Genomic DNA, 22,861 nt, shown 5'->3' with positions numbered 1-22,861 from the left:
ACCGAGCGGAGGCCAGGCCGCGCTGACACGACCGGATTTCTTGGGTATTTTGACCTTCGACCGGGCTCATGGCGCGCCGTTCGTGAGTTCACGAGCCTGGTCCGGCGCGGGCATCGCCGTCATCTCCGGAGGTGATGGGTTGCGAGAACGCGTGCTCCATCCGAGGATCCTGGTCGAGATCGCAGGACTCGCGGCGTGCTGGTACCTGTACCGGTTCGGCCGATTCCTCATCCGGGACCAGGTCGTCGAGGCCTACCGCAATGCCCACGACGTGCTCGCCTTCGAATCCGACTTCGGACTGTCGTTCGAAGACGAGCTCCAACGTCTGGTGATGTCGAACCCAGTGGCAGTCGACGTCGTCAACCACTACTACGTGTACGCCCACGTGGTCGTCACCTTGGCGGCGCTGGTATTCACGTGGTTGACGGCGCCCGAGGTCTACCGACGCACGCGACGGGTACTCGTCGTCGCGACGATGCTCGGACTCGTCGTGCACGCGGCGTACCCCCTCGCTCCGCCGCGGCTGGTGGCCCGCAGCGGTCTCGTCGACACTCTCGACCGCTTCGGACCACAGGTCTACAGCGACGATCGGTTCGACTCGGTCGTGAACCAGTTCGCCGCCATGCCGAGCTTCCACGTCGGCTGGGCGGCCCTCGTCGCCGCCGCAGCGGTCACCGGGTACCGCAGCCGCTGGAGATGGCTCGTACTCGCACACCCGGCCCTCATGATCCTGGCGGTCGTGTCGACAGCGAACCACTACGTCCTCGACGCGATCGCCGGGGTGACCGTGGTGGCAGCGGTCGCCTTCGCCGATTCATGGATCACCCGGCGCCGAATGCCCAGAGCCGAGGACGCCCTCGACCACGGCGCGGACCTCGGCGAAGTCGACGACCTCACCGGCCACGGCGCGCTCCCGCATGGTCGCGACGAACTGGAGCGTCTCGTCTACGTTCCCCGCTGAGACGCCACCGGGCGCATCCTCTTCGAGCGCCGCTTCCATCGCTGCGGCCGCGACGATGACCGCCTGGCGGGTCTCGCCCGCCGACTCGAGGCGCTCTGCGGTCACCAGCAGCCGACGTGACAGCGGAGACCGCCCGATCAGGCTCGTCACCTTCGTCTGCCACCGGGTCCGTGACAGTCGGCTGAGCGCCATGGCCGTCAGGGCCGCTGCGAGAGCGAGCAGACCCAACCAGCCGGGCGCACGGGCGAGGACCGCTGCGAGCGCCCCCGTCACCCAGCCCAGTTCCAACCTCGTCTCGAGCCCGGCGTAGGCAGCGCCGCGCGCGCCGTGCGGGGCCCGTTCCTGCACGACGTTGTCGAACGCACGCCGGCCGATCGCGACCGCGGAGCCCAGCCCGAGGGTGACGAGGACCACGCTGACCGGATGGAAGCGAAGCGCAGCGATGAACGCGACGACCGCTGGGATCGTGAGCGCGATGGTCAACATCCGGTACTCGCTGATCCTCTTGCGGAGGGCCGGAGAGGCCAACGTTCCGAGAATCCCGCCGAGTCCGTTGGCCACCAGGACGAGGCCGAAGACCCAGAGGGGTTCACCCGAGCTCTTCAGCGCGAAGCCCAGGTGGAAGGTGACGAACCCCACCGCTGCCCGCAGTGCCGACATGGCGATGCCCGCTGAGCGGATCGCCGGGCTCGCGAGCTCGATGTACTCCTCGATCGCTTCCATCTCTGCGGCGGGCGCAACCGGGGCTGTAGCGGGCGCCGGCACCTTCGTGATGGCGAGGACAGCGAACGCTGCGGCCGCGTAAGGCGCCATGGCCACCCACAGGACGACCGTCGACCCCGCTGTCTCGAGCAGTACCGCCCCCGCGACCGCGGCCAGGGCTCCGCCGACCGTGCCGATGACCGCCAACTGCGAGTTGGCGCGCACGAGTTCGTGGGGGCCCGAGGCGATCGACGGAACCAGCGAGTTCCGTGCGATCGAGTACGTCTTCCCGAGGACCAGTACGCCGAATGCAAGTGGGTACAGCCACAGAGACAGCTCGCGCCCTGCGAGTAGACCGGCCAGTGCGGCCCGGCCGAGGAGGGTGATGAACAAGACGATGCGGTAGCCGCCGCCGATCCGGTCGATCACCGGCCCGATGAGGGGCGCGAGGATGGCGAAGGGCGCCAGGGTCAGCGCCAGATAGAGCAGGATCCGGGGGCGGGCCGCGTCGAGCGAGACGCTGAAGAACAGCGACCCGGCGAGGGAGATCGCAAACATCGTCTCCGCGCCGCTGTGGAGCGCGTGCACGAGCGAGAGGCGGCCGAGCTGGTCCCGCAGGGAGACCTCGAAGGGCAGCGACGGTGCTCGGAACCTCACTCGTCCTCGACGAGCTCTGCGACGGGCAGCGGTTCGGGCTCCCCGTCGAGCCGCCAACTGTCGCCACCCCCGACGAGGGCCACCAGGAACGCGGAGTTGTCGACGAGGCTCCGGTAGACCTCGACTCGCACGACCACCGGCGACGACGCCGGGACCGCGCCCAACCCGATCAGGACACCGTTGTCACGGACCGAGAGCTCCTCGTCGTCCGAAAGCGCCTCGGCCTGGTCGTCGATGAAACGGACGTCGAGCTCGTCGCCGAGGCGGTCGATCGTGTCGACCTGAACCTCGAGCGGGATGCCGTCCTCGTGGAGCGAGTCGATGAAGACACTGGGCCCGTCCCCGGCCGCTCCGGCCGTTGGATCGGCTCCGACCGCCCACCTCACGAGTTCCTCGTAGACGGCTGCCTCGCGGGTCTCCGAGGGCGACGTCCCGGTGCAGCCGGCCGCGCCGACGAGCGCGAGCGCTGCGAGCACCGCCGATGCCATCCGATACCGGGCTTCCATCGCTCCATCGGAGCCCAACGCTCGCCGATGCGCAACACCCTGATCGGGAACCGACCCTTCAGCCATCAGTCAGGTGATCATCGGCGCTCGTCGGCGCCGACGTCAGCTCTCAGCGAAGACCCGGAGGGTCTCGGGACGCACGCCGTCGTGCTTCATCGCCTCGGCGGCCTCGGGTGTGGCCATGGCCGCCTCGAAGGTCGCCATGTCGGGAGTGTCGATGAGCACCCCGACGAGGTTGGAACCACCCGGGTCGACGAACGTGCGTACCGTCATTCCCCTGCCTCCGAAGAACTCCTCGCGCTTGGTCGAGGCGCTCCAGTGGGCGACGTCATCGACTTCGTGGGTCGCCATCAGTGTGATCATCGGATACCTCTTCGTCTTCGGGGACATGCAGAAGACCGCACGCTAACAGGGACGCCGAAGCCGAATCCCCGTCGCGACGGGCCTGTGGGTCCCTGACGGCCGGGACTGTCGCCGACTACGGTCGCGTCCATGTCGCCGCTCGCACCGACGCTCGCCGAACGATGGGAAGAGTTCATCGAAGAAGCGGATCTGCTGATGCTGCGACCCGACGACCTGGACAGATTCGCCGCATTCGTCGCCCGCGCCCACCGCACGCGGCGCGAGGATCCCGTCGACTTCGTGGCACTCCTCTCCCAAGCGTCCGAGGAGTGGTCGAACGACGACCTGGTGCGTCTTGCGAACCATCTCGACGCGCTCTACCAGTTCGGACGCCTCGTCCGCGCGGCACCCAGCTGACCTACGGTTTCTTCAGGCTCACGGGCACGATGGAACGACGCATCGTCGCGACGGCGACCCGGATCGGGCACGCGATGCGGCGCCGCATGACGAACCCCGGGTACCTGCGCAGCGTCGTCAGCCCCGACCCGGTCCGGCTCTACGGCATCGGAAACGAGCGGCACCGAAGCGCGTCGTTTCGAACCCTCGAGCTCTTCCGACAGGGTTTGGCGACCCGCACACCGGTCCGTCGAATCCTTCCTTCGTACCTCGTGGCCCTCAACCACCTCGACGAGGAGTTCGTCGACTTCGCCGGCCCGAGGGTGTTCTGCACCTACGAACCGCCGATGTTCATGACCGACGAGACCAAGCGGCTCCTCGGGACCGCCGAGGTCGCAGCGCACTGGTACCGCGGCGACGATCCCGATCCGGCCCGACGGATGGTCTACCCCGTCCTGCGCGGACTCGATCCCGCCGAGATCGCCGGACGGCTCGCGCCGACCGTGGCGGCGATCCGACCCCACCTCTGCTCCATCGTCGCCCGGTACGCCCGCAACGACGCACCCGAGTCCCTCCTCGACGAGCGGCTCGCCGTCGTCGAGGCCTTCGGTGGCAACATCGACATCTTCGGCCATCCCGGCCGCGACGGCACCAACCGCTGGACCGCGTACGACCGTTACAGGGGTCCGGTGGACGACAAGATCGCGACGCTGCGCAGCTACACGTTCACCGTCGCCTACGAGAATGCCGACGTCGCCGGCTACGTCACCGAGAAGATGCTGGACGCCCTCCGCGCCGGTTCGATCCCCCTCTACCGCGGCGGCGGCGGGCTCGCGGCCGATCTCGTCCCGCCGGACTGCTACGTCGACTGCAACGGCCTGCGACCCGGAGAGGTGGTCGAGATCGCCCAAACCATGTCACACGACGAGGTGATGCAACGCCGTGAGGCGGCCGTGCGCTTCTTCTCGTCGAGCGCCGCGCTGCGGTTCACCGCCGCTCACTGGAGGGCCGAGGTCGCCGCCCGGCTCGCCCCGGCGTCAGGGACTCGCTGAGGCGCGGTCGACCGCTGCGATGATCTCGGCGTTGCGTGGCTCGAGGCCGTCGAGGAGGTAGTTCGTGAACGCGTCCGGCCACGCGCCGGACCGCGGCGCATCGAGCCCCGCCGCGGCGGCGAACCCGTCGACGAGATCCACGAACCGTCGACGATGGGTCCAGACGAGCTCCAAGGTGCGCGACCGGATCTCTTCGGGGCCCACGGCACAGCTCACCAGCTCGTCGACCCCTTCCGCCACCGCCTCGGGCGTCGGCGGGACGATCCTCACGTAGTCGGGGTGGAAGAACTCGTCGCGTCCGCCGCTGCTCGGCGTCGAGACGACGGGTAGTCCGGCGAGCAGGTACTGGATGCTGGCGAACATCGACCCCTCGACCGCCGACAGCGCCAGCCCGACGCGGCACTCGTTGAGAGCACGGTTGACCGCCGACGGCGCGAGGCGCGGCTCGCCCCTGAACGGGTCCACGTAGAGGTGGGCGTGGGCGAGGCGCGTGCGCACCTTCGCCTCGTAAGCGGGATCTATTCGGCCTTCGTAGAACGAGGGGATCAACGCCAGGCTGGCGATCTCGGCAGCGAGCTCGTGCCGCTTGAACGACGTCAGCCGCGCGTCGTAGATCGCGTCGTGACGCTTCTCGACGTGCGCCAAGGGGCGGTAGGTCCCTTCGTGGGAGAACGCGTTCTGATTGACGTGTTCGACCCGCACGCCCGCGGCGACCAGCCGTTCGACCTCGGCGCGGTTCGGCGCCAAAAAGACGACCTCGACGTGGCGATGACGCCGCTCGATGCGGCGGACCATCCGGCGGGCGCGCTTTGCCAGGTCGTCACGGTCGTAGGTCCACGACGGCGACAGCAACAGGTGGACCGGTCGACCTGCGAGGCCGCTGAGCAGCCCGTGGATCGGCGCACGGGGGTGCCGGAACGCCCAGTCCTTGGCGTGGACGACGACCGGTCGGAAGCACACGACCATGAACGGGGCGAACGGCTCGGGTGGCCCGAGCACGAAGCGCGCCCGCCCCAGGTGGTGGCGGAGCCGCCGGACACCGTGACGGATGGAGCCGACGACGCGGATCAATGCGCATCACCCCTGTCGCGCCGGGCTCGTCCGCGTAGCGCGCGGAACAGCCCCTGCCGCTGCTCGTCGGCGCGGTACGAGAGGTTCGCGCCGTGGATCCGTCGTCGGAGCACGACCTCGTCGACACGGTCGACGCGCACGCCGAGCGCCCGCGCCCGCACGAGCCATTCCATGTCCTCGGACACCCGGAAGCTCTCGTCGAAGGGCCCGACCCGGTCGAGGACGCGGCGCCACAGGACCATCGTGACGAGACTGAGGCTGTCGGCGACCTCGCCGCCGTCGAGCCGCTGGACCCACGGAGGGGGCTCGACGCCGTCGGTGCGGAGGACCTCCTCACGACCGAGGACCGCGTCGCATTCCGGATTGCGGAGCAGATAACCGACCTGGACCTCCAGCTTGTCCGCGGGCCAGATGTCGTCGGCGTCCAGGTAGGCGACGACGTCCCCGGTGGCTCGCGCGACGGCTGCGTTGCGGGCAGCTGCGGGCCCGCGGTTGGGCTGACGCAACAGCTTCACGCCAGTCGCCGCAGCGGCGACATCCGCCGTGCGATCTCGCGATCCATCGTCGACGACGACGATCTCCACCGGGGACCAGGTCTGGCGAAGCGCGCTGTCGAGTGCCTCCGCGAGGTAGGCCTCCGCATCGTGAGCCGGCACGACGACGGTCACGAGCGGTAGGTCGGCGGTCTCGATCACCGCCACGCGCTCCCGTCGAGCAGTGCGGCGATGACCTCGGGGAGCCGGGTCGGATCGCTCGTCGGCTCCAGGCGGAACGCGGGCGTGTCAGCGAGGGCCCTGGCGATGACCTTCGCGGCGCCCGCACCTGCGCCCGGCAGCTGGCTCAGCGTGCTCGGCGCCAGCGCCCGGAACGCGACCGCCGGCGGGATCCGTTCGAGCGAAGGGACGCTTCGTCGTGCCGCACCGGCCAGGTCGGGCACGACGACAGCAGCCAGCTGCGCCCGTCGCGGGAGGGGTCGTGCCCCGCGTCGGAGGTGGACGAGCAGCTTCTCGTCATGTGCCTCGGTACGGCCGGCCAGGTCGACCGGATCGACCAGACCGCCGAGGGCCGGCAGGAGCCGGAGCCCCTGTGGCTCGACCTTGGCGATCGCGGAGATCCCGTGTACCACCCAACCGCCGTCGACAGGCTCGAGGGCGCAGTAGTCGTCGGCGAGGCAGCCGAGCTCCGAACCGATCGCCGACAGGCAGGTCGTGGACTTCCCTGCTCCTCCGGGACCGACGACGAGCGCCGCCCTCCCCTTGTGGACGACGGCGCCGCCGTGGACCACCTGGACGCCGTGGCGAGCCAGCAGCCAGTGCAGCACCGGGAGCAACGGCGCGCTCCGCTCGTACCGGGGCATCGCCGCAGCGTCCCCGGTGCAGACGAAACCCTGGGAACCGGCGACGTCGAACGCGAAGACGGTGTCGGTGTCCGTGCGGTAGTCCGCCAGCACGGTCGGGACGGTCTCCGATCCGTGAGAACGCGCTGATCGGGACCCGGCGGTCCAGGAGGACCCGGGCATCGGCCCTGCCGGTCGGCTCGCTCCCGTTTCGGCGACGTCCCACACGTCGATGACCGCAGTGGCGTGCGACCGGTCGCTCCTGTGGTGGCCGAGCGCATCGGTGACGAGGGACACGTGTTATCGGCGGTGCAGGCGGAGTAGCAACCCCACGTCCGCGATACACAGCTCGAACTCGCGGCCGCGTGGCGTCGACGACGCGGCACGGCCGGATGCGACGCGGAGGGCGTCAACGAACTCTCGGAGCACCTCGGGTGGCTCGGAGCCGCAAGGTCGTAGGTCGATTGGCGTCGCGGGCACCACCACTCCTCGATTCGCCGTCCGCAGCCTAGTAGCGTCGACCGCCGTGGCCGTACTCGTCAGCTGCATCGTGCCGACCTTCAACGCCGCCCGCTATCTGCCCGAAGCGCTTGAGAGCATCAGCGCCCAGCGGTACCGTCCGATCGAGATCGTGGTCGCGGACGACGGATCTTCGGACGAGACGCTGGCGATCTGCAGCGGGTGGGTCGACCCGGTTCGTGTGGTGTCCACCGACGGCGACGTCGGCCCGGCGGCCACGCGCAACGCCGGGCTGCTCGCGGCGAGCGGCGATCTCGTCGCGTTCCTCGATCCCGACGACCGCTGGCACCCCGACAAGCTCGCGGTGCAGTCGGCACGTTTCAACGCCGACGCCACCCTCGACGTCTGCCTCTCGCTGGTCCGGATGTTCTGGGAGGACGAGGTGGCCCACGAGCGGCCCGGCGACGACGCCGGCCCACGCGCAGGGGACGTCCCCGGCTTCGCCACGACGACGATGCTGGCACGTCGCCAGATCTTCGACCGCGTCGGGCTACTCGACCCGCGGCGCCGGTTCAGCGACGCACCCGAATGGTTCATCCGGGCCTCGGAGAGCGGCGCGCGCCTGGAGGTCGTCGAGCGGGTCCTCACGTTCCACCGCATGCACGGCGACAACCTGACGCGACGTAGCACCGAGGACTCGCGCCGCGAGTTCCTGGAGTTGATCCGTTCGTCGCTGCGCCAGCGGCGACGGGACGGAACGGCCGTTGCACCGCCCTACACCTTCGGGACACGCTCCACACCCGAGAATCGCTGACGTGCGCTTCGTATACTGGACCCAGCAGTTCTGGCCCTTCGTCGGCGGCGTGGAGGTGCTGGGGACCAAGTACGTGGCGGCGATGAGAGCGCGGGGCCACGAGCCCGTGGTGGTCACAGGCCACGGACCTCGGCGCCGACCCGACACCGAGGTGCACGAGGCCACGCCGATCCACCGGTTGCCATTCCACGACGCCCTCACATGCGGTGACCCCGCCCTCGTCCTCGAGACGGCTCGCACGGTCCGGACGCTGCTCGACGACATCGGACCGGACCTGATCCATGTCAACATCACGGATCCGAGCGTCTTCTTCCTGCTGCGGGCTCGGCACCCGACCCCCGCCGGCGACGCGCCGTGGGTCGTCTCTATGCGCGTCGCACCCGACGTCGCCGGCGCCGGAGCGGGCTCGATCCTCGGTGACGCCCTCCGGCGAGCCGCCGCTATCAGCGTTGCGTCACGTGCCGTTGTCGACGAGCTCGAGGCGCTCGCTCCGGGTGTCGCCGCCCGCAGCGTCGTGATCCCCAACGGCCTCGACACCGACGGACCGGAACCAACCGACCCGCCGACCGGTCCGCCGGTCATCGCAGGTCTCGGCCGGCTCGTGACAGACAAGGGCTTCGACACCGCCGTCGACGCGTTCGCGCAGGTGGCGCCCGATCACCCTTCGGCACGACTCGTCATCGGTGGCGACGGCCCGGAACGAACCCCGCTCGCGGCCCGGGCCCGGGCGCTCGGTGTCGGCGGCGCCGTGGATCTGCCGGGCTGGGTCCCACCGGACCGGGTCCGCTCCTTCCACGCCGCGGCGTCGTTCGTTGTGATGCCGTCGCGGTGGCGCGAAGCGTTCGGGCTGGTCGCCGTGGAGGCGATGTTGTCGGGTCGGGCCGTGATCGCCTCGGACACCGGAGGCCTGCCCGAGGTGGTCCTGCACGGTCGGACCGGGCTCCTCGTTGCGCCGGAGGATCCCGACGCTCTGGCCGCGGCGATGGCGTCCCTGCTGGACGACCCGGCGTGGGCGACCGAACTCGGGCGCGCCGGGCGGCTCCACGCACTCGAGAGGTTCGGGCTCGACCGCTACGTCGCTGAACACGAGACCTTGTATACAGACGTCGTGACATCGAGGAGGAAGTCATGAGCAATCCGGCCCGACTGGTTGTGCCCGAGGACACGATCGCCGCGGAGACCCTCGACGGCGAGACCGTCGCGCTCGACCTGGTCAGCGGCGCCTACTACAGCCTCGCGGGAGTCGCGTCCGACATCTGGCTACTGACGGCGATGGGCCTGACCGTCGACGAGACCGTCGAAGTGCTGGTCGGGCGCTACGACGTCGACCCCGAAACCGCAGAGGCCGACGTAGCGGCGCTGCGGTCGGGTCTGCTCGAGGCGTCTCTCGTCGAGGTGGCCGATCGTGCGGCACCGCCCGCGGTCCGGCTGGACCCGCCGACCGCTTCCTACGCCACGCCGGAGCTCGTCACCTACCACGACATGGCCGACCTGTTGGCGCTCGACCCGCCACTGCCCGGCTTGTCGGGCATGCCGACCACCGACGGGTGAAACCCGGCCACCCGGCCGAACTCGTGCTCGACCTGGCCAGGCTGGTCGGCGGCGGGCTCGATCTGCTGCGTTGCTGCACGGCCGCAGACGCCGATGGGGTCCGCGAAGCCTGGCAGAGGTGGAGCGGGACGACTGGGCCGCCTCATGCGTCGTCGTTCGGCGGACGCCGCCGCCGCGAGCGCGGGATGCTGGCGATGCTGTCATCGCGGCTGCGGGAGGCACAGGTCGAGACGGATGCGGAGCTCGCGACCCTGTTGCGGATGGCACTGGTCCGCGAACGGCGCCGGGCGGAGGCCCACAGGGCCGTGCTGATCGAGGTCCTCGACGCAGTTGACTCCGATGCGCTGGTCCTACGTGGTCCGCCGCTCGCTGAGTGGGCGTACCACGATCCGGACCTGCGTCACTCGGGCCCGCTCCAGATCCTCGTAGAGCCCGGCGCCTTCGACTCGGCGGCTGCGAGCGTCGCAGCGGTCACCCGGCACCTCGGGCGCGCGCCGGGCCGGGCGGTGTCGGAGCACGCGTCCGGCCTGGAGGTCGTCATCGCCACATCGCTGTTCCCCGGTCGGCTCCACGCAGTGGATGCATCATCGGTGACGGCGCAGCGCAAAGTCGTCACCGTGGCTGGTCGGCCCGTCGCCACACTCGACCCGACGCTCACGCTGCTCGAACTCTGCGTGCTCTGTTCGAGCCATCCGGGTGTGCGGCATCTCCGCTGGCCGGCCGATGCCGTGCTCGTGGCGAAGACAGGCGAAGTCGACTGGGATCACTTCGTCGAGACGGGCGTCTCCTGGCGGCTCGGGCCGGTGATCGCGTCGACGTCTCAACTGCTGCGCGATGAGCTCGGCGCTGACATCCCCGCTGACGTACCCGGGCGGCTCGTGTCCGCCGGGAGATCTGACGCGCTGACTGCAGAACTGGCCGTCGCGGCCTACCGGGAGGCCGTCGGTGGGGACCTGCGCTCGCTCCTAACCCACCTCCCCGATCCGAGGTCCCGATGGCGTGCGGTGCGGATGACCGGCCGGCCGTCGCCTGCTATGCAGCGCCTGACCGGCCGACCGTTCCGGTGGCGGGACCAGCCCGGTCGTGCGACACGTACGGCCCGCGCGTGGGTTCACCGGTAGAACGGCCTCGCGACACTGAAGAAACCGATCCGGGTCGTCTTGGCGTCGACGTGGATGGCTAAGGAGTCGTCGCCCTCTGCCAGGGCGACCATCGCCGACTTCAAGAGTCGACACATCTGTCGGGCTGAGAGGATTTGAACCTCCGACCTTCGGTCCCCCAGACCGACGCGCTAACCAAGCTGCGCCACAGCCCGTCTGTGAAGGCCACACTCTACCGGGCCACGCGCCCACGCCTACCGGCCGGACTCGCGTCCGGGGTCTGCTCTGCTCAAACCGTGACCGGTGCGGGCTCGCGGGACGCCCCGTCGTCGTCGCCCGTCGGATCCGACTCACCTTCGGAGAGACCGAAGCGGTCGTGGATACGGCGCGCCCAGACCGGAGCCCACCAGTTGGCGCCGCCCGCCATCTTCATCAGGGCCGGCACGAGCGTCGCCCGCACGACGAAGGCGTCCGCCAGGATGGCGATCGCCAGCCCGAGACCGAACAGCTTGATGAACGTCACCCCGCTCGTGGCGAAGGCGAAGAAGGTGACCGACAGCACCAGCGCGGCTGCGGTCACGATCCCGCCCGTCTTGGCGAGCCCGGCGGCCACGGCGGTGTCGTTGTCCCCCGTGCGGTCGTACTCCTCCTTCATCCTCGACAGGAGGAAGACCTCGTAGTCCATGCTCAGCCCGAAGGCGATGCAGAACATCAGGATCGGCGTGGTCGTATCGGTCAGTCCCGTGGCGGTGAAGTCGAGTAGGCCGGCGCCATTGCCCTCCTGGAAGATCCACACCATCGCCCCGAACGTGGCGGTCAGGCTGAGACTGTTCAACACGATCGCCTTGAGCGGGACGAGAAAGCTCCCGAACATCAGGAACAGCAGGATGAACGTGGCCACGGCGATCCACAGCCCGGCGAGAGGCACCAGATCGAAGATCGCGCTCTTCGAGTCCACGAGGCTCGCCGTCGCGCCCGCCACCAGTGTGTCGAAGGACGTGTCGATGTCACGGATCTCGGCGATACGCGCCTCACCGGCCGACGAGATGGGCTCGAACTCGGGAACGACGCTCAGCCACACCGACTCCCCGTTGTCGAAACGGGCCGACGTCGGATCAGGTTCCGCCACCCGGATCCCGTCGACGTAGCTGCCGGTCACCGTGTCGACACGGGCGATGTCGGTCACGTTCGACACGGCGGCCGCGTAGGACTCGACGGCTTCCGTGTCCCCGCCGATGCCGGTGGCGACCACCGGAAAGGCCGCACCCTCGTCGGAGAGGAACTCGGTGTCGATGATCTCGCTGGTGATGCGCGTCTCGTCGTCGGAGGGCAGCGACCTGGCATCGGCGCCACCGAAGTTCACGTTCAGGAAGGGCAGCCCGACGAACAACAGGACAGCGACCACGGCGGCCGTCACGACGCCCGGCCGGGCCATCACCGACGTGGCCACCCGCCCCCAGAACGGCGAGTCCGCCGACCGCTGGGCGCGCCCACCGAGGGACCACTTGTTCACCCGGGTCCCGAGGGCCGCCAGCAGCGCAGGCAGCGTGATGACGGAGGCGAACATCGCCACCAGGATCACGCCGACGCCGGCGTAGGCGAAGCTCCGCAGGAAGTACAGCGGGAACAACAGCAGCGCCGACAGCGACACGGCAACGGTGAGGGCGCTGAAGGCCACCGTGCGCCCGGCGGTTGCGACCGTGCGCACCACGGCCTGGTCGGGGTCGAGCCCGGCGGCGAGTTCCTCCCGGTAGCGCGACACGATCAGCAGGCTGTAGTCGATCGCGAGGCCCAGGCCGAGCGCCGTGACCAGGTTGAGGCTGAAGATCGACACGTCGGTGAACGCCGTCACGCCGAACAGCACGAGGAACGCCCCGAAGATCGCTGCGACACCGACGGCGATGGGCAACAGGGCGGCGACGATCCCCCGGAAGATGATCACCAGCAGCAGCAGGGTCAGCGGGATCGCGATCGCTTCGGCCGTGGCGAGATCGCCTTCGATCGTGCTCCCGATCGCATCGTAGACCGCCAGCTCACCACCGACTGCCACCTCGATGACGTCCCCGTCGGCGGTCAACTCCTCGATGACGACGCCGGCCACCTCCTCCTGGGTGTCCTCGTCGCCGGGGACCCGGGCGAGGATCAGCGCCCGTGACCCGTCGTCGGAGGCGAGCGAGGGCGGCTCGCCGAGCGACCAGAACGAAACGACGTCGGTCACTCCCTCGATCTCCGCGAGCGTGGCCTGCACGGCGGCGGCCTCCGCCGCAACCTCGGGGCTGCGAACGTCACCGCCGTCAGCGGTGACCAGCAGGAGAATGTTCGAGCGACCCGCATCGAAATCGGTCTCGAGGAGCTCGTCGGCCCGGAAGGACTCCGAGTCCGGATCCTCGAATCCACCGCCGGAGAGACGGTCGAAGACGCCTGTCCCGAGTACGCCGGCGATCACGAGGGCTACGAGAGACGAGACGAGCACCACGCGGCGCCGCCTCACGACGAGATGGCCGAGACGGGTGAACATGTGGGGGGTTCCTCCTCCGGGCGGGCCGTTCCCACCGACACCGACGACCGTAGAGAACCGTCGGTGGACCGTCGCCAGGCTTCGGGACCCTCTTCGCTTCCACTCACGGATGGGGATGCGGGCGGCTCTTCCTACCGTCGTAGGAGGACCCACTCCACCGTGAGGTCAGCCGCCCCCGGGCGTCACGACGCCGTGATCGAAGGCGTAGACGATCGCCGCGGCCCGGTCGCGCACACCCAGCTTGGAGAAGATCGCCCCGACGTGGGTCTTGACGGTGGTCTCCCCCACGAACAGATCGCTGGAGATCTCCGAGTTGGTGCGACCCCGCGCCATGAGACGCAGGACGTCGTGTTCGCGCGGCGTCAGATCATCGAGCAGACCGGCGTCACGCTTCTGGGGGATGACGACCCGCCGGTAGGACTCCAGGACCTCGGGCATGAGGGTCGGATCGAGCCACGACCCGCCGCTGGCCACCGATCGGACTGCACCGATCAGGTCGTCGGAACTCGCACTCTTCAGCGCGAAGCCGGCGGCGCCGGCGTCGAGTGCGTCCCAGAGGATCTCGTTCTCACCGAAAGTGGTCAGCACCAGCACCGGCGGGCCACCGCTTTCGGCGATGCTCCGGGTCGCTGCGACGCCGTCGAGGACCGGCATCCGGATGTCCATGACCACGAGGTCACAGGGCACCGAATCGACGATGACGAGCGCCTCGGCACCGTCATCGGCCTCGCCGACGATCTCGAAGCCCGGCTCCGAGTCCAGGATCAACTTGAGCCCTTGGCGGATGAGGGGCTGGTCGTCGACGAGGACGATCCCGATGTCACCCATGTGACCGGGCCTCACGCATCCGCAGCCGAATGCACGGGCAGGTAGGCGGACACGGCCCAGACACCGTTGCCACAGTCCACGTCGAGTCGCCCACCGACGGCCTGGAGTCGTTCGCTCATGCCGGTGAGACCGATGCCCGAGGCCGCCCCGTTCACGACGGTCCCGCGCGGGACGGGGTTGCGGATGTGCATCTCGGCAGTTCCGGAAAGGCTCACGTCGATGCTCACCGGACCGGACGTCCCGTGTTTCACCGCGTTGGTCAGTGCCTCGCGGGCCACGCCGTAGAGAACGACGCCGGCGGCGGGATCGACGGCGTCAGGGTCGCCGCTCGTGGTCAGCGAGACGTCCATTCCGGCCTGGCGGAATCCGTCCACGAGGCGAGGCAGCGCCTCGTAGCCGTGCACCGGGTCGCTGCTGTCGTCGTCGTCGCGCAACAGCGTCAGCGCGGCCCGTAGGTCGTTCATCGAACGCCGTCCGACACCTTCGGCCTCGGCCAGGGCCTCACGCGCACGCGCGGGGTCGGAGTCGAGCATCCGGCGTGCCCCCGAGAGGTGCAACAACACGACGCTGAAGGAGTGTCCGACGACATCGTGGAGTTCCCGTGCGATGCGTCGCCGTTCGTTGTCGGCTGCGGCCTCCGCCAGGCGCTTCTGCGACGACTCGAGATGGCCGATCAGGTCTCTCTGACGGCCGGCGGTCACACCGAACAGTGCCGACAGCCCGAGGCCCATCATCCAGGTCCATGGCCCCATCTCGACGTAGTCGTCGATACGGCCGACCCACAACCAGAACGGCGCGACCACTATCGCGCCCATCAGAGCCAGCGTGAGGCGCGTCGGGCGGGCCGCGCCGCTGACCACCAACGCCACGCACACGAGGAACCATCCGTCCTTACCGACGTCAGCCGCCTCGGTGGCGAGGACCGGCGCGGCGGTCCCCGCGAGCAGTAGCCACGGCGGCATCGACCGCCACAGGGCCCTCACGACCACCAGCAGCGTCGCGGGCACCAGGCAGAGCCACGCCCACGACGACGAGTTGGCGACGGCGAGAACTCCCGCGGCGACACCCAGGGCGGCGCCGGCGCCGGCGAAGTCGACCTCGTCCTCGATCCAGGACCGCATCCGCCGAGTGTACGAAACGCGCAGGTCAGGGTCGTCGGACCGCGGTGCGGTCTCCGCCTCCTCCCGTGGAAGGAGACTCAGAAGAGCCCGGCGAGGGCGATGAGGCCCTGGATCAGGCGCCAACCCAGATAGATCGAGATCGCGACGATCAGGACCCAGAAGTGCCACGGGATGCGGGTGTGGGCCGGCGCCTTCGCGATCTTCTCGTCGGCTCCGTCACCCGACCCGCCGTCGTCGACGGGACCGCCACATACCGGACATGTTCGGTCCGCGGCCAGCGCCGAGGGCGCGTGATAGCGGTCGCAGGACCCGCACCATGGCACCTAATCAGACCTTGCGGATGGCGAGGATCGCCACGTCGTCGGCGATCGGCCCGTCCGAGAAGTCGCTCGCCGCCTCGTACATCTGCTTGCACAGCACCTCAGGGGAAACCGTGGGGTCCCGCCGTAGCAACATCGCCACCCGGTCCTCGCCGAAGAGATCCGATCCGCGCTTCACCTCGGCGAGACCGTCGGTGTACATCAGCACGATGTCGCCCGAGTTCAACCCGATCTCGCGGCTGTAGTACTCGGAGCTCCCGTGGAGCATGACGAGGGGACCCGTCGCCCTCAGTGGCATGACCTCTCGGTCGTGCCACAGCCACGCAGCGGGGTGACCTGCGGACGCGTACCTGACCGTCTGGGCCTGCGTGTCGAAGACGACGACCACGAGAGAGATGAACTCCTCGCCGCGGTCACCGCTCGACATCTGCCGGTTGAGCTCCTGGAGGGCCTGGGCGGGATCACGGAACTGGCGCAGGAACACCCGCAGCAGGTACTTCGCCTGGAACGCCGTGATGGACGACTCGATGCCGTGTCCGGCGACGTCGCCGAGGACCGCAGCCACCCGTGTCTCGGCCACGTTGAACACGTCGAAGAAGTCGCCGGCCATCAGGCCCGAACCGGCCTGGTACACCTGACCGGTCTCGAACCCCTTGAAGGCCGGCAGGTCCTCCGGAGCGAGCCGTCCGGCCCAGGCCCGGGGTGCGAGGTCCTCCTGGGCGAGGGTCTCCTCGGCGCGCTTCTCGATCTCGAAGCGCTGCTGGGTGATGCGGGCCTCCCGGGCGGAGTTGCGACCCCACGTCGCCGAGATCAGGGCCGGAATGGCGACCAGGACGTACAGGGAGAGCCATCCGCGGCTCTCGGTGACCGCGACGACCAGGCTGGCGAGGGCGATGACGACGTAGAGGCCCGCTGCGTGGACCTCCTTGCGGAAACCCGAGTTGGCCAACTCGAGCGCCTCGTCGAACTCGGCCCGGTCCGCCAGGTCCGCCTGACGGCGTTGACGTTCGATCTGTCGCACGAAGCGAAGCCGGTGTCTCGCGGACCGCACCCATACGGCGGCCGCCACGAGACACGCACAGGCCACGACGACCAGGATCGGTGTCTCCATGAGGGTTCCATCGTAGTCCCGACGCGGACGAGTGCTCCGGGCACCGGTCCGTGCGCTACTCCGAGCGGTTACGCACCCGGAGCTTGATCGGCGTCGAGCCGAGGTCGAAGGCCTCCCGCAGCGCCCGTTCGAGATAGCGGACGTAGGTCTGGGGCAGCCGCCGGTTGGCGAACAGGGTGAACGTCGGCGGATCGATCGCCCCCTGGGTGGCATAGAGCACCCGCGCGCCGCCGGGTGCCGCCTGGGCGATCTGGGCTTCGCGGATCACCTGGTTGACCTGGCGGGTGGGGACGCGGCGGTGGTAATCGTCCACGGATCGACTCAGCAGGGGCATGAGCCGCTGCACGCCCCGCCCGCTGATGGCCGAGATCCGCATGATGGGTGCCTCGCCGAGGAAGTGCAGCTTGCGTTCCATGGAGCGCTCCACCACGGGACGGCTGTCGGCGTCGAGCATCTCCCACTTGTTCATCACGATGATGATCGGGCAGCCGGCCACGTCGATCCGCTCCGCCAGGCGCTGGTCCTGGTGGGTCACGCCCTGGGTGGCGTCGATCACGAGCAGCGCGATGTCGGCGCGGTCGATGGACGACAGCGCCCGGGTCATCGCGTAGTACTCCGTGCCGTCGTCGATGCGGGAACGCCGGCGCAGGCCGGCCGTGTCGACGATCCGGACCGTGCCGACCTCGGTCTCGATGACTGTGTCCACCGAGTCCCGGGTGGTGCCGGGCATGTCGTGGACGACCGAGCGGTCCTCACCGACGAGACGGTTGAAGAGGGTCGACTTCCCGACGTTGGGGCGCCCGACGATCGCCACCGAGATCAGGTCCTCGTCGGCGTCCTCGCCGAGGGCGTCGCCGGCGAGATCATCGTCGCCGATCCACTCGTCGTCGGGCTCTTCGCCCTCGGCCGGCGGCAGCAGGGCGACGATCGCATCGAGAAGGTCGCCGGAACCGCGGCCGTGCAGCGCGCTGAGAGGGAACGGATCACCGAACCCGAGCGACATGAACTCCCAGATCAGCGATTCGCGGCTCTGGTCGTCGACCTTGTTGACCGCCACCAGCGTCGGGCCCTCCCGCCGCCTCAGGAGGTCCGCGACACGATCGTCCTCGGACGTCACACCCGTGGTTGCGTCCACGACCAGCACGGCCACGTCCGCCGCGTACATCGCCTGCTCGCTCTGGCGCGACACCTTGTCGTCGAGGTCGTCGCCCGCGAGCGACCAGCCGCCCGTGTCGACGAGGACGAAGAAGCGACCCTGCCAGTCGGCGACGACCTCCTTGCGGTCACGGGTGACCCCGGGACGCTCCTCGACGATGGCCTCGCGGCGGCCGAGTACCCGGTTCATCAGCGTGGACTTGCCCACGTTGGGGCGCCCGACGATCGCCACGGTGGGAAGGGTGGTCATGAGCTGGCTCCGGAGGTGGTGGGGACGGGCGCCGCGGACATGCCGAGAGCCCGGCGTAGCGCGAGCCCGTCGGTGGCGACGACCTCGACGGGACGGGGAAGATCGGCGACGGACATGCCGTCGAGAAAGGTTCCCCCCGACAGGCAGACATCGGGGAGAAGGTACCGACGGCCGGTCGGCGATTCGGCGAGAACGGAGGCGACGTCGGCGCCCACCATGAGCCCGGCCACGCCGATGTTCCCGCCGAAGAACCGGTTGGGCACGGCACACACCTCGATGTCGTCGCGGCCGATCGCGTCGAGCATCGGCGGCAGGACCCGTGCGCCGTAGTCCCCGGTCAGGATGGTCACGGGTGCGTCGGCCCGAGGGCCCAGCATCACAGGCACGGCGCCATCGGCGTCGGCACGCAGGCTGGGCGTCGCCGCCGGGGCGACCCTCGGGGCCCGGTAGCCCTCGGCGGGCGCACCGTCGACCCAGGCGAAGAAGCCGGCAGCGGGCCCGGTCGGCTCGTCGACCTCACCGCGCAACTCGCGTTCGAACGTGCGGACCATCCCGATGCCGTCCTCGTGCATGCCGAAGTCCTCGTAGGCCTCGGCGGTGGGAAACGGGCGATCGGCGAGAAGGTGGTACTCGTCGGCGGCGAAGACCATCCGCCGGCCGAGCACGGCACTGAAGATCGCCTGCCATTCCTCGACCGTGTCGAGAACCGCCTGCGCCTCGGCGACGGTGTGCGCGCGCATGCGGGCCTCGTTCGAGTGGTCGCTGATCCCCAGTGGCACGACCGCCACCGACGCCAGTTCGGGGTACTCGTCGAGCACTCCGGCCATCGTGTCCTCGAGAACACCCCCGTCGTTGACCCCGGGACACACGACGACCTGGCCCCGGACCTCGATCCCGTGGTCCAGCAGGGCGCGCAACCAGCGGAGGCTGGTCGCCCCCCGACGGTTGCGCAGCATCTCGGCACGGACCTCGGGGTCGGTGGCGTGGATCGAGACGTACAACGGGGACAGTCGCTCGGTTACGACCCGCTCGAGATCCATCTCGGTGAAGCGGGTCAGCGTCGTGAAGTTCCCATAGAGGAACGACAGGCGGTAGTCGTCGTCCTTGAGGTAGAGGCTGCGCCGCATGCCCTTGGGCAACTGGTAGATGAAGCAGAACTCACAGTGGTTGTCGCAGGTCCGGACCGCGTCGAAGATCGCTGCGTCGACCTCGATCCCCAGGCTCTCACCGGCGGCCTTGACCGCCGTGACCTCGCGCACGAGCCCGCCCGAGTCGACCTCGAGGACGACATCGGGCTCGTCGACGAGCTGTTGGTACTCGATCACGTCGGCCGGTACCCGACCGTCGATCGTGACGATCTCGTCACCGACGGCGAGGCCGGCGGCCGATGCGGGAGACCCGGGCGCGACCGCGACGACGCGCGGGCGGGACATGGGGGCGAGGATACCCACGGGCCCGGCGACCCGACGCGTGGGCCCCGCCGACACCGGTGCACGGCGGGCGCGTCGCTAGGGTTGGGTCGTGGACGTCGACAAGGTTCTGCTCGCCACGCCCCGCGGCTTCTGTGCCGGGGTGGAGATGGCGATCAAGGCACTCGCCGTGATGGTGCGCACGTTCGAGGCGCCCGTGTACTGCTACCACGAGATCGTCCACAACAAGGCCGTCGTGCGGCGCTTCGAGAAGCTCGGCGTCGTCTTCGTCGACTCGATCGACGAGGTTCCTCCCGGGTCGCCGCTGATGCTGTCGGCGCACGGATCCGCACCCGAGGTGGTCCAGGCGGCCCGCGACACCGGCGGTTACGTCGTCGACTCGGTCTGTCCGCTGGTCACCAAGGTCCACCACGAGGTGAAGGTCCGCGCCGGCAAGGGCTACAGAATCGTCTACGTCGGCCACGAGGGCCACGAGGAGGCTGTGGGGACCATGGCCGTCGCCCCCGAGGCCATCCACCGGGTCGAGTCGGTCGACGACGTGGCCGCGCTCCCCGACTTCGACGAGCCCGTGGCGCTGCTGGCCCAGACGACGCTGTCGCACAGCGACTGGTCCGGCGTGGCGAAGGCGGCGCGGGAACGCTTTCCCGAGATGTGGACCCCCGGACGCAGCGATCTGTGCTTCGCCACCACGAACCGCCAGGCGGCCCTGCTCGACATCGCCGAGCGCTGCGACGCGTTCATCGTCGTCGGCTCCTCCAACTCCTCCAACACGCTCGCACTCGAGAAGCTCGCCCGCGAGATCGGCTGCCCGCTGGTACTGCGCGTCAACGCCGCGAACGAACTGCCCGACGATCTCCACGGTGTCGTCGGCGTGACGGCCGGTGCGTCGGCTCCCGAGGAACTCGTGGACGCCGTGGTGGCCCGCCTGAACCCCCGCGACGGGGTCGAGGAACTCGGCGCCACCGTCGAAGACGAGTACTTCCCCCCGCCACGCCAGCTGAGGGACCTCATCGGTGCCGTCGCCGGTTTCGCTGCGGCGGGCATCGGCGCACCCCTACCGTCCGGAATCACCGCTGACAGGGCGATGGCGGCCAGCGACGTGCTGTCGGCGATGGACGGCGGCCTCGCCGCCACCCCGGCCACCGACTGACTCCGATTCAGACCCGGGCGTCGACCAGCCCCACGTCATAGGCCCCGAGGCTGCGGTCGGCGGTCACAAGGTCGAGTGCCTCCATCTGGGCCTGGGCGACGAGCATCCGGTCGAACGGGTCGGCGTGATGGGGCGGCAGGTCCGCCGCATGCAAGCCGTGCTCGGCGCGAATCGGGAGTTCCTCGAATCCACTGTCGGTGAGCTCGGCCACGAGTCCGTCGGGAAACCCGATCTTTCCGCTCGCTCTCTTGATGGCCAACTCCCAGGGAGTAGCTGCCGAGAACAGCACCTGATCCGCGCCGGCCAGAGCCTCCCTGCAGTTCTCACCGAGGGCCTCGTGCCCGGCGAGCCACCACAGCGCCACGTGACTGTCGACCAGGAGCCTCACTGTTCGTCGGCAGCAGCCGAGGCGGCGAAGGCGGCCACGACCTCCGGATCCGAGCCGACGATCTCGTCAGGGTCGTCGGGCAGCTCGACGCGCCCCGCCCATCCGCCAGCCACCCTTGGCGGCCGCGGCGGAGGCCACGGAATGATCTTCGCCACCGGCGCTCCGTTGCGAGCAACGATGACCTCGATCCCGTTCTCAGCCTCGCGGATGAGCTCAGATAGCCGACTCTTCGCCTCGTGCGTGTTCACCACATGGCTTGGCATGGTCCTAGCTTAGCTAGCTCCGTTTGTCTCCAACTGGGCAACTGCCTCATGAGCCGTTCGCCGGACATCTTCGTCTTCGTCCTCCAACCGAGCCCTCATCGCCGTCAAGACCTCGTCACCACCCAAACCGCGGGACTCGATCCAGCTCCTGATCTCGAAGACCGCCGAAAATCGGATTCTCTCGACGGGGTCCGCCGACAGGACGATCAACGCGTCGCGCACCTCGCCGGGCATGGGCGTCGGCGAGCAGAATGAGAGCACCTCGGTCATGGCATGACGAACCCCGGGATCGGGGTGATCAACGAGCACTATCGTTGGTTTCACCGCTTCAGCGGTGCCCAACCAGGCGACCGCGCTCAGGTGTATGGCGAGTTCATCCGCTTCGGCGCTGACGTCCAGGGCGGTCAGCACCAGCTGCGCCGCAGAGTCCCTCTGGGTATCGATCTCCCGGAGGATCCGCAGCCCAACCAGGCGACGTTCCTTACGGGCGGCAGAGAGGAGAGCGGCGGCCGTTCGAAACACCTCGTCACGATCAGGCCAGCGGAGAATCAACTCGAACAACGGGAAGTTCTGAACTGCGTCGGTCGTGATGAGTTCCTCGAGCTGAATCTTCACAGCCTCGTCGATGACGAGGTCGATCTGATCAGCCACCATGTTTCACCGCTCGTTGGGCGAGCCCGCCCAGACCTGCGCTTCGTCGAAGAGGCCCTGGAGCGTCTCGCGCAGGTCCTCGGTGGCCTTCGTGATCGCCTCGCGCGAAACCCGGCCCCTCTCGTTGGGCTCGGGCGGCCAGGTGAGCTCGCCCGTGACGAAGCGGATGGCACGGGGCCGCGGGACGACGGTGCCCTTCGGCATCGCCTGCTCGCTGCCGCCCACGCCGAGGGGCAGGATGGGCACGCCGGTGCGTACCGACAACCACACGGCGCCCTCGAGAAGGGGCTGCACCCTCGGCCCCTGCTTGCGTTCACCCTCAGGGAAGACGACGAGCGCCTCGCCCCGCTCCAGGCACGCCGTGGCGTAGCCGAGGGCTTTCCGGTCGAGGCGGTCGCGGTGCACGGGGAATCCGCCGAGGGCGACGATGAAGCGCGTCCAGAACGGACTCGTGAACAACGAGTCCTTCGCCATGTAGCGCAGCTGCCGGTGCGTGTAGGACCCGACGAGCGGCGTGTCGAGATTGGAACGGTGCCCGGCCGGACAGATGATGACCGGTCCCTTCATGGGGAACCGCTCACGCCCGCGCGACCACGTTCTGAAGTAGAGCCGGAACACGATCTGCGCGAGCCGGTGCAGCACGAAGTAGACGATCCGTTGGCGCCACGACTGGGGCCGCCCGAACTCGACGCCGCCGAAACGGGCCTCGTCGTCGCTCACGGGTCCACC

24 protein-coding genes, 1 tRNA gene and 1 pseudogene are annotated in these 22,861 nt (G+C 69.3%); 8 read left to right on the top strand and 18 right to left on the bottom strand.

Annotation, left to right across the window (positions count from 1 at the left end; translation table 11 throughout):
- Positions 1–82: 82 nt before the first annotated feature.
- The gene (locus RIE08_02550) at positions 83–961 is read left to right on the top strand and encodes a phosphatase PAP2 family protein (GenBank protein MEQ8716467.1); all 879 of its coding nucleotides are present in this window, start codon (positions 83–85) and stop codon (positions 959–961) included.
- Between the two features lie 303 nt (positions 962–1,264).
- Here RIE08_02550 and RIE08_02545 read toward each other — a convergent pair.
- From RIE08_02545 to RIE08_02535, 3 genes and pseudogenes are all read right to left on the bottom strand, one after another.
- Positions 1,265–2,221, bottom strand: a pseudogene (locus tag RIE08_02545) (MFS transporter).
- A gap of 95 nt (positions 2,222–2,316) precedes the next feature.
- On the bottom strand, positions 2,317–2,826 hold the full coding sequence (locus tag RIE08_02540) for a hypothetical protein (protein ID MEQ8716466.1): 510 nt from the start codon (positions 2,824–2,826) through the stop codon (positions 2,317–2,319).
- Between the two features lie 102 nt (positions 2,827–2,928).
- Positions 2,929–3,177 carry a hypothetical protein gene (locus RIE08_02535; GenBank protein ID MEQ8716465.1) on the bottom strand — a complete coding sequence of 83 codons (249 nt, stop codon included), beginning with the start codon at positions 3,175–3,177 and terminating at the stop codon, positions 2,929–2,931.
- Between the two features lie 141 nt (positions 3,178–3,318).
- On the opposite strand from RIE08_02535, the gene RIE08_02530 reads away from it, so the two are divergent.
- Together RIE08_02530 and RIE08_02525 are read left to right on the top strand one after the other, a co-directional pair.
- Complete coding sequence (locus RIE08_02530) at positions 3,319–3,585, top strand: hypothetical protein (GenBank protein MEQ8716464.1); 267 nt, start codon at positions 3,319–3,321, stop codon at positions 3,583–3,585.
- Positions 3,586–3,614: 29 nt separating this feature from the next.
- The gene (locus RIE08_02525) at positions 3,615–4,616 is read left to right on the top strand and encodes a glycosyltransferase family 10 (GenBank protein ID MEQ8716463.1); all 1,002 of its coding nucleotides are present in this window, start codon (positions 3,615–3,617) and stop codon (positions 4,614–4,616) included.
- Here RIE08_02525 and RIE08_02520 read toward each other — a convergent pair.
- The 3 genes from RIE08_02520 to RIE08_02510 are packed head-to-tail and all read right to left on the bottom strand — an operon-like array spanning position 4,602 to position 7,320.
- Positions 4,602–5,687, bottom strand: a complete 1,086-nt coding sequence (locus RIE08_02520) for a hypothetical protein (protein ID MEQ8716462.1) — start codon at positions 5,685–5,687, stop codon at positions 4,602–4,604. The two genes, RIE08_02525 and RIE08_02520, sit on opposite strands and share 15 nt — an antisense overlap.
- A complete protein-coding gene (locus tag RIE08_02515) occupies positions 5,684–6,382 on the bottom strand; it encodes a glycosyltransferase family A protein (GenBank protein ID MEQ8716461.1) in 699 nt (232 codons plus the stop codon). Before RIE08_02515 ends, RIE08_02520 begins: the two co-directional genes overlap by 4 nt.
- Positions 6,379–7,320 carry a hypothetical protein gene (locus RIE08_02510; protein ID MEQ8716460.1) on the bottom strand — a complete coding sequence of 314 codons (942 nt, stop codon included), beginning with the start codon at positions 7,318–7,320 and terminating at the stop codon, positions 6,379–6,381. Before RIE08_02510 ends, RIE08_02515 begins: the two co-directional genes overlap by 4 nt.
- A gap of 229 nt (positions 7,321–7,549) precedes the next feature.
- Between RIE08_02510 and RIE08_02505 the strand changes: the two genes are divergently transcribed.
- The 4 genes from RIE08_02505 to RIE08_02490 are packed head-to-tail and all read left to right on the top strand — an operon-like array spanning position 7,550 to position 10,968.
- Positions 7,550–8,296: a glycosyltransferase family A protein gene (locus RIE08_02505; protein ID MEQ8716459.1), complete on the top strand. Its 747-nt coding sequence runs from the start codon at positions 7,550–7,552 to the stop codon at positions 8,294–8,296.
- A gap of 1 nt (position 8,297) precedes the next feature.
- Positions 8,298–9,428: a glycosyltransferase family 4 protein gene (locus tag RIE08_02500; protein MEQ8716458.1), complete on the top strand. Its 1,131-nt coding sequence runs from the start codon at positions 8,298–8,300 to the stop codon at positions 9,426–9,428.
- Positions 9,425–9,847, top strand: coding sequence for a PqqD family peptide modification chaperone (locus RIE08_02495; GenBank protein ID MEQ8716457.1), 423 nt, complete (start codon positions 9,425–9,427; stop codon positions 9,845–9,847). The genes RIE08_02500 and RIE08_02495 overlap by 4 nt, the downstream gene beginning before the upstream one ends.
- Positions 9,844–10,968 carry a nucleotidyltransferase family protein gene (locus RIE08_02490; GenBank protein MEQ8716456.1) on the top strand — a complete coding sequence of 375 codons (1,125 nt, stop codon included), beginning with the start codon at positions 9,844–9,846 and terminating at the stop codon, positions 10,966–10,968. Before RIE08_02495 ends, RIE08_02490 begins: the two co-directional genes overlap by 4 nt.
- A 119-nt stretch (positions 10,969–11,087) precedes the next feature.
- Here RIE08_02490 and RIE08_02485 read toward each other — a convergent pair.
- From RIE08_02485 to RIE08_02450, 8 genes are all read right to left on the bottom strand, one after another.
- A tRNA-Pro gene (locus RIE08_02485) sits at positions 11,088–11,162 on the bottom strand.
- A gap of 74 nt (positions 11,163–11,236) precedes the next feature.
- Complete coding sequence (locus tag RIE08_02480) at positions 11,237–13,465, bottom strand: MMPL family transporter (protein MEQ8716455.1); 2,229 nt, start codon at positions 13,463–13,465, stop codon at positions 11,237–11,239.
- A gap of 165 nt (positions 13,466–13,630) precedes the next feature.
- Positions 13,631–14,293 carry a response regulator transcription factor gene (locus RIE08_02475; GenBank protein ID MEQ8716454.1) on the bottom strand — a complete coding sequence of 221 codons (663 nt, stop codon included), beginning with the start codon at positions 14,291–14,293 and terminating at the stop codon, positions 13,631–13,633.
- Positions 14,294–14,304: 11 nt separating this feature from the next.
- On the bottom strand, positions 14,305–15,414 hold the full coding sequence (locus RIE08_02470) for a histidine kinase (GenBank protein ID MEQ8716453.1): 1,110 nt from the start codon (positions 15,412–15,414) through the stop codon (positions 14,305–14,307).
- A 77-nt stretch (positions 15,415–15,491) separates the two neighbouring features.
- Positions 15,492–15,737: a hypothetical protein gene (locus RIE08_02465; protein MEQ8716452.1), complete on the bottom strand. Its 246-nt coding sequence runs from the start codon at positions 15,735–15,737 to the stop codon at positions 15,492–15,494.
- A gap of 4 nt (positions 15,738–15,741) precedes the next feature.
- Positions 15,742–16,845, bottom strand: a complete 1,104-nt coding sequence (locus tag RIE08_02460) for a PP2C family protein-serine/threonine phosphatase (protein MEQ8716451.1) — start codon at positions 16,843–16,845, stop codon at positions 15,742–15,744.
- Between the two features lie 55 nt (positions 16,846–16,900).
- Positions 16,901–18,250: a ribosome biogenesis GTPase Der gene (gene der, locus RIE08_02455; protein MEQ8716450.1), complete on the bottom strand. Its 1,350-nt coding sequence runs from the start codon at positions 18,248–18,250 to the stop codon at positions 16,901–16,903.
- Positions 18,247–19,683, bottom strand: coding sequence for a DUF512 domain-containing protein (locus RIE08_02450; protein MEQ8716449.1), 1,437 nt, complete (start codon positions 19,681–19,683; stop codon positions 18,247–18,249). Before RIE08_02450 ends, der begins: the two co-directional genes overlap by 4 nt.
- Before the next feature lie 88 nt (positions 19,684–19,771).
- On the opposite strand from RIE08_02450, the gene ispH reads away from it, so the two are divergent.
- On the top strand, positions 19,772–20,830 hold the full coding sequence (ispH, locus tag RIE08_02445) for a 4-hydroxy-3-methylbut-2-enyl diphosphate reductase (protein ID MEQ8716448.1): 1,059 nt from the start codon (positions 19,772–19,774) through the stop codon (positions 20,828–20,830).
- A 7-nt stretch (positions 20,831–20,837) separates the two neighbouring features.
- Here the strand turns inward: ispH and RIE08_02440 are convergent, their stop codons facing one another.
- Genes RIE08_02440 through RIE08_02425 form a run of 4 tightly spaced genes read right to left on the bottom strand, consistent with a single transcriptional unit; the run spans position 20,838 to position 22,852 of the window.
- Positions 20,838–21,218: a type II toxin-antitoxin system VapC family toxin gene (locus tag RIE08_02440; protein ID MEQ8716447.1), complete on the bottom strand. Its 381-nt coding sequence runs from the start codon at positions 21,216–21,218 to the stop codon at positions 20,838–20,840.
- Positions 21,215–21,481 (bottom strand): type II toxin-antitoxin system prevent-host-death family antitoxin, encoded by a 267-nt coding sequence (locus RIE08_02435; protein ID MEQ8716446.1) that lies wholly within the window; start codon positions 21,479–21,481, stop codon positions 21,215–21,217. Before RIE08_02435 ends, RIE08_02440 begins: the two co-directional genes overlap by 4 nt.
- A 9-nt stretch (positions 21,482–21,490) precedes the next feature.
- The gene (locus RIE08_02430) at positions 21,491–22,132 is read right to left on the bottom strand and encodes a hypothetical protein (GenBank protein ID MEQ8716445.1); all 642 of its coding nucleotides are present in this window, start codon (positions 22,130–22,132) and stop codon (positions 21,491–21,493) included.
- Positions 22,133–22,138: 6 nt separating this feature from the next.
- On the bottom strand, positions 22,139–22,852 hold the full coding sequence (locus tag RIE08_02425) for a lysophospholipid acyltransferase family protein (protein MEQ8716444.1): 714 nt from the start codon (positions 22,850–22,852) through the stop codon (positions 22,139–22,141).
- Positions 22,853–22,861: the final 9 nt, after the last annotated feature.

Source organism: Acidimicrobiales bacterium, assembly GCA_040219085.1.
Classification (GTDB): domain Bacteria; phylum Actinomycetota; class Acidimicrobiia; order Acidimicrobiales; family JAVJTC01; genus JAVJTC01.
Note: the sequence above shows the minus strand (reverse complement) of the source record. Positions and strands in the feature narration are given on the sequence as shown.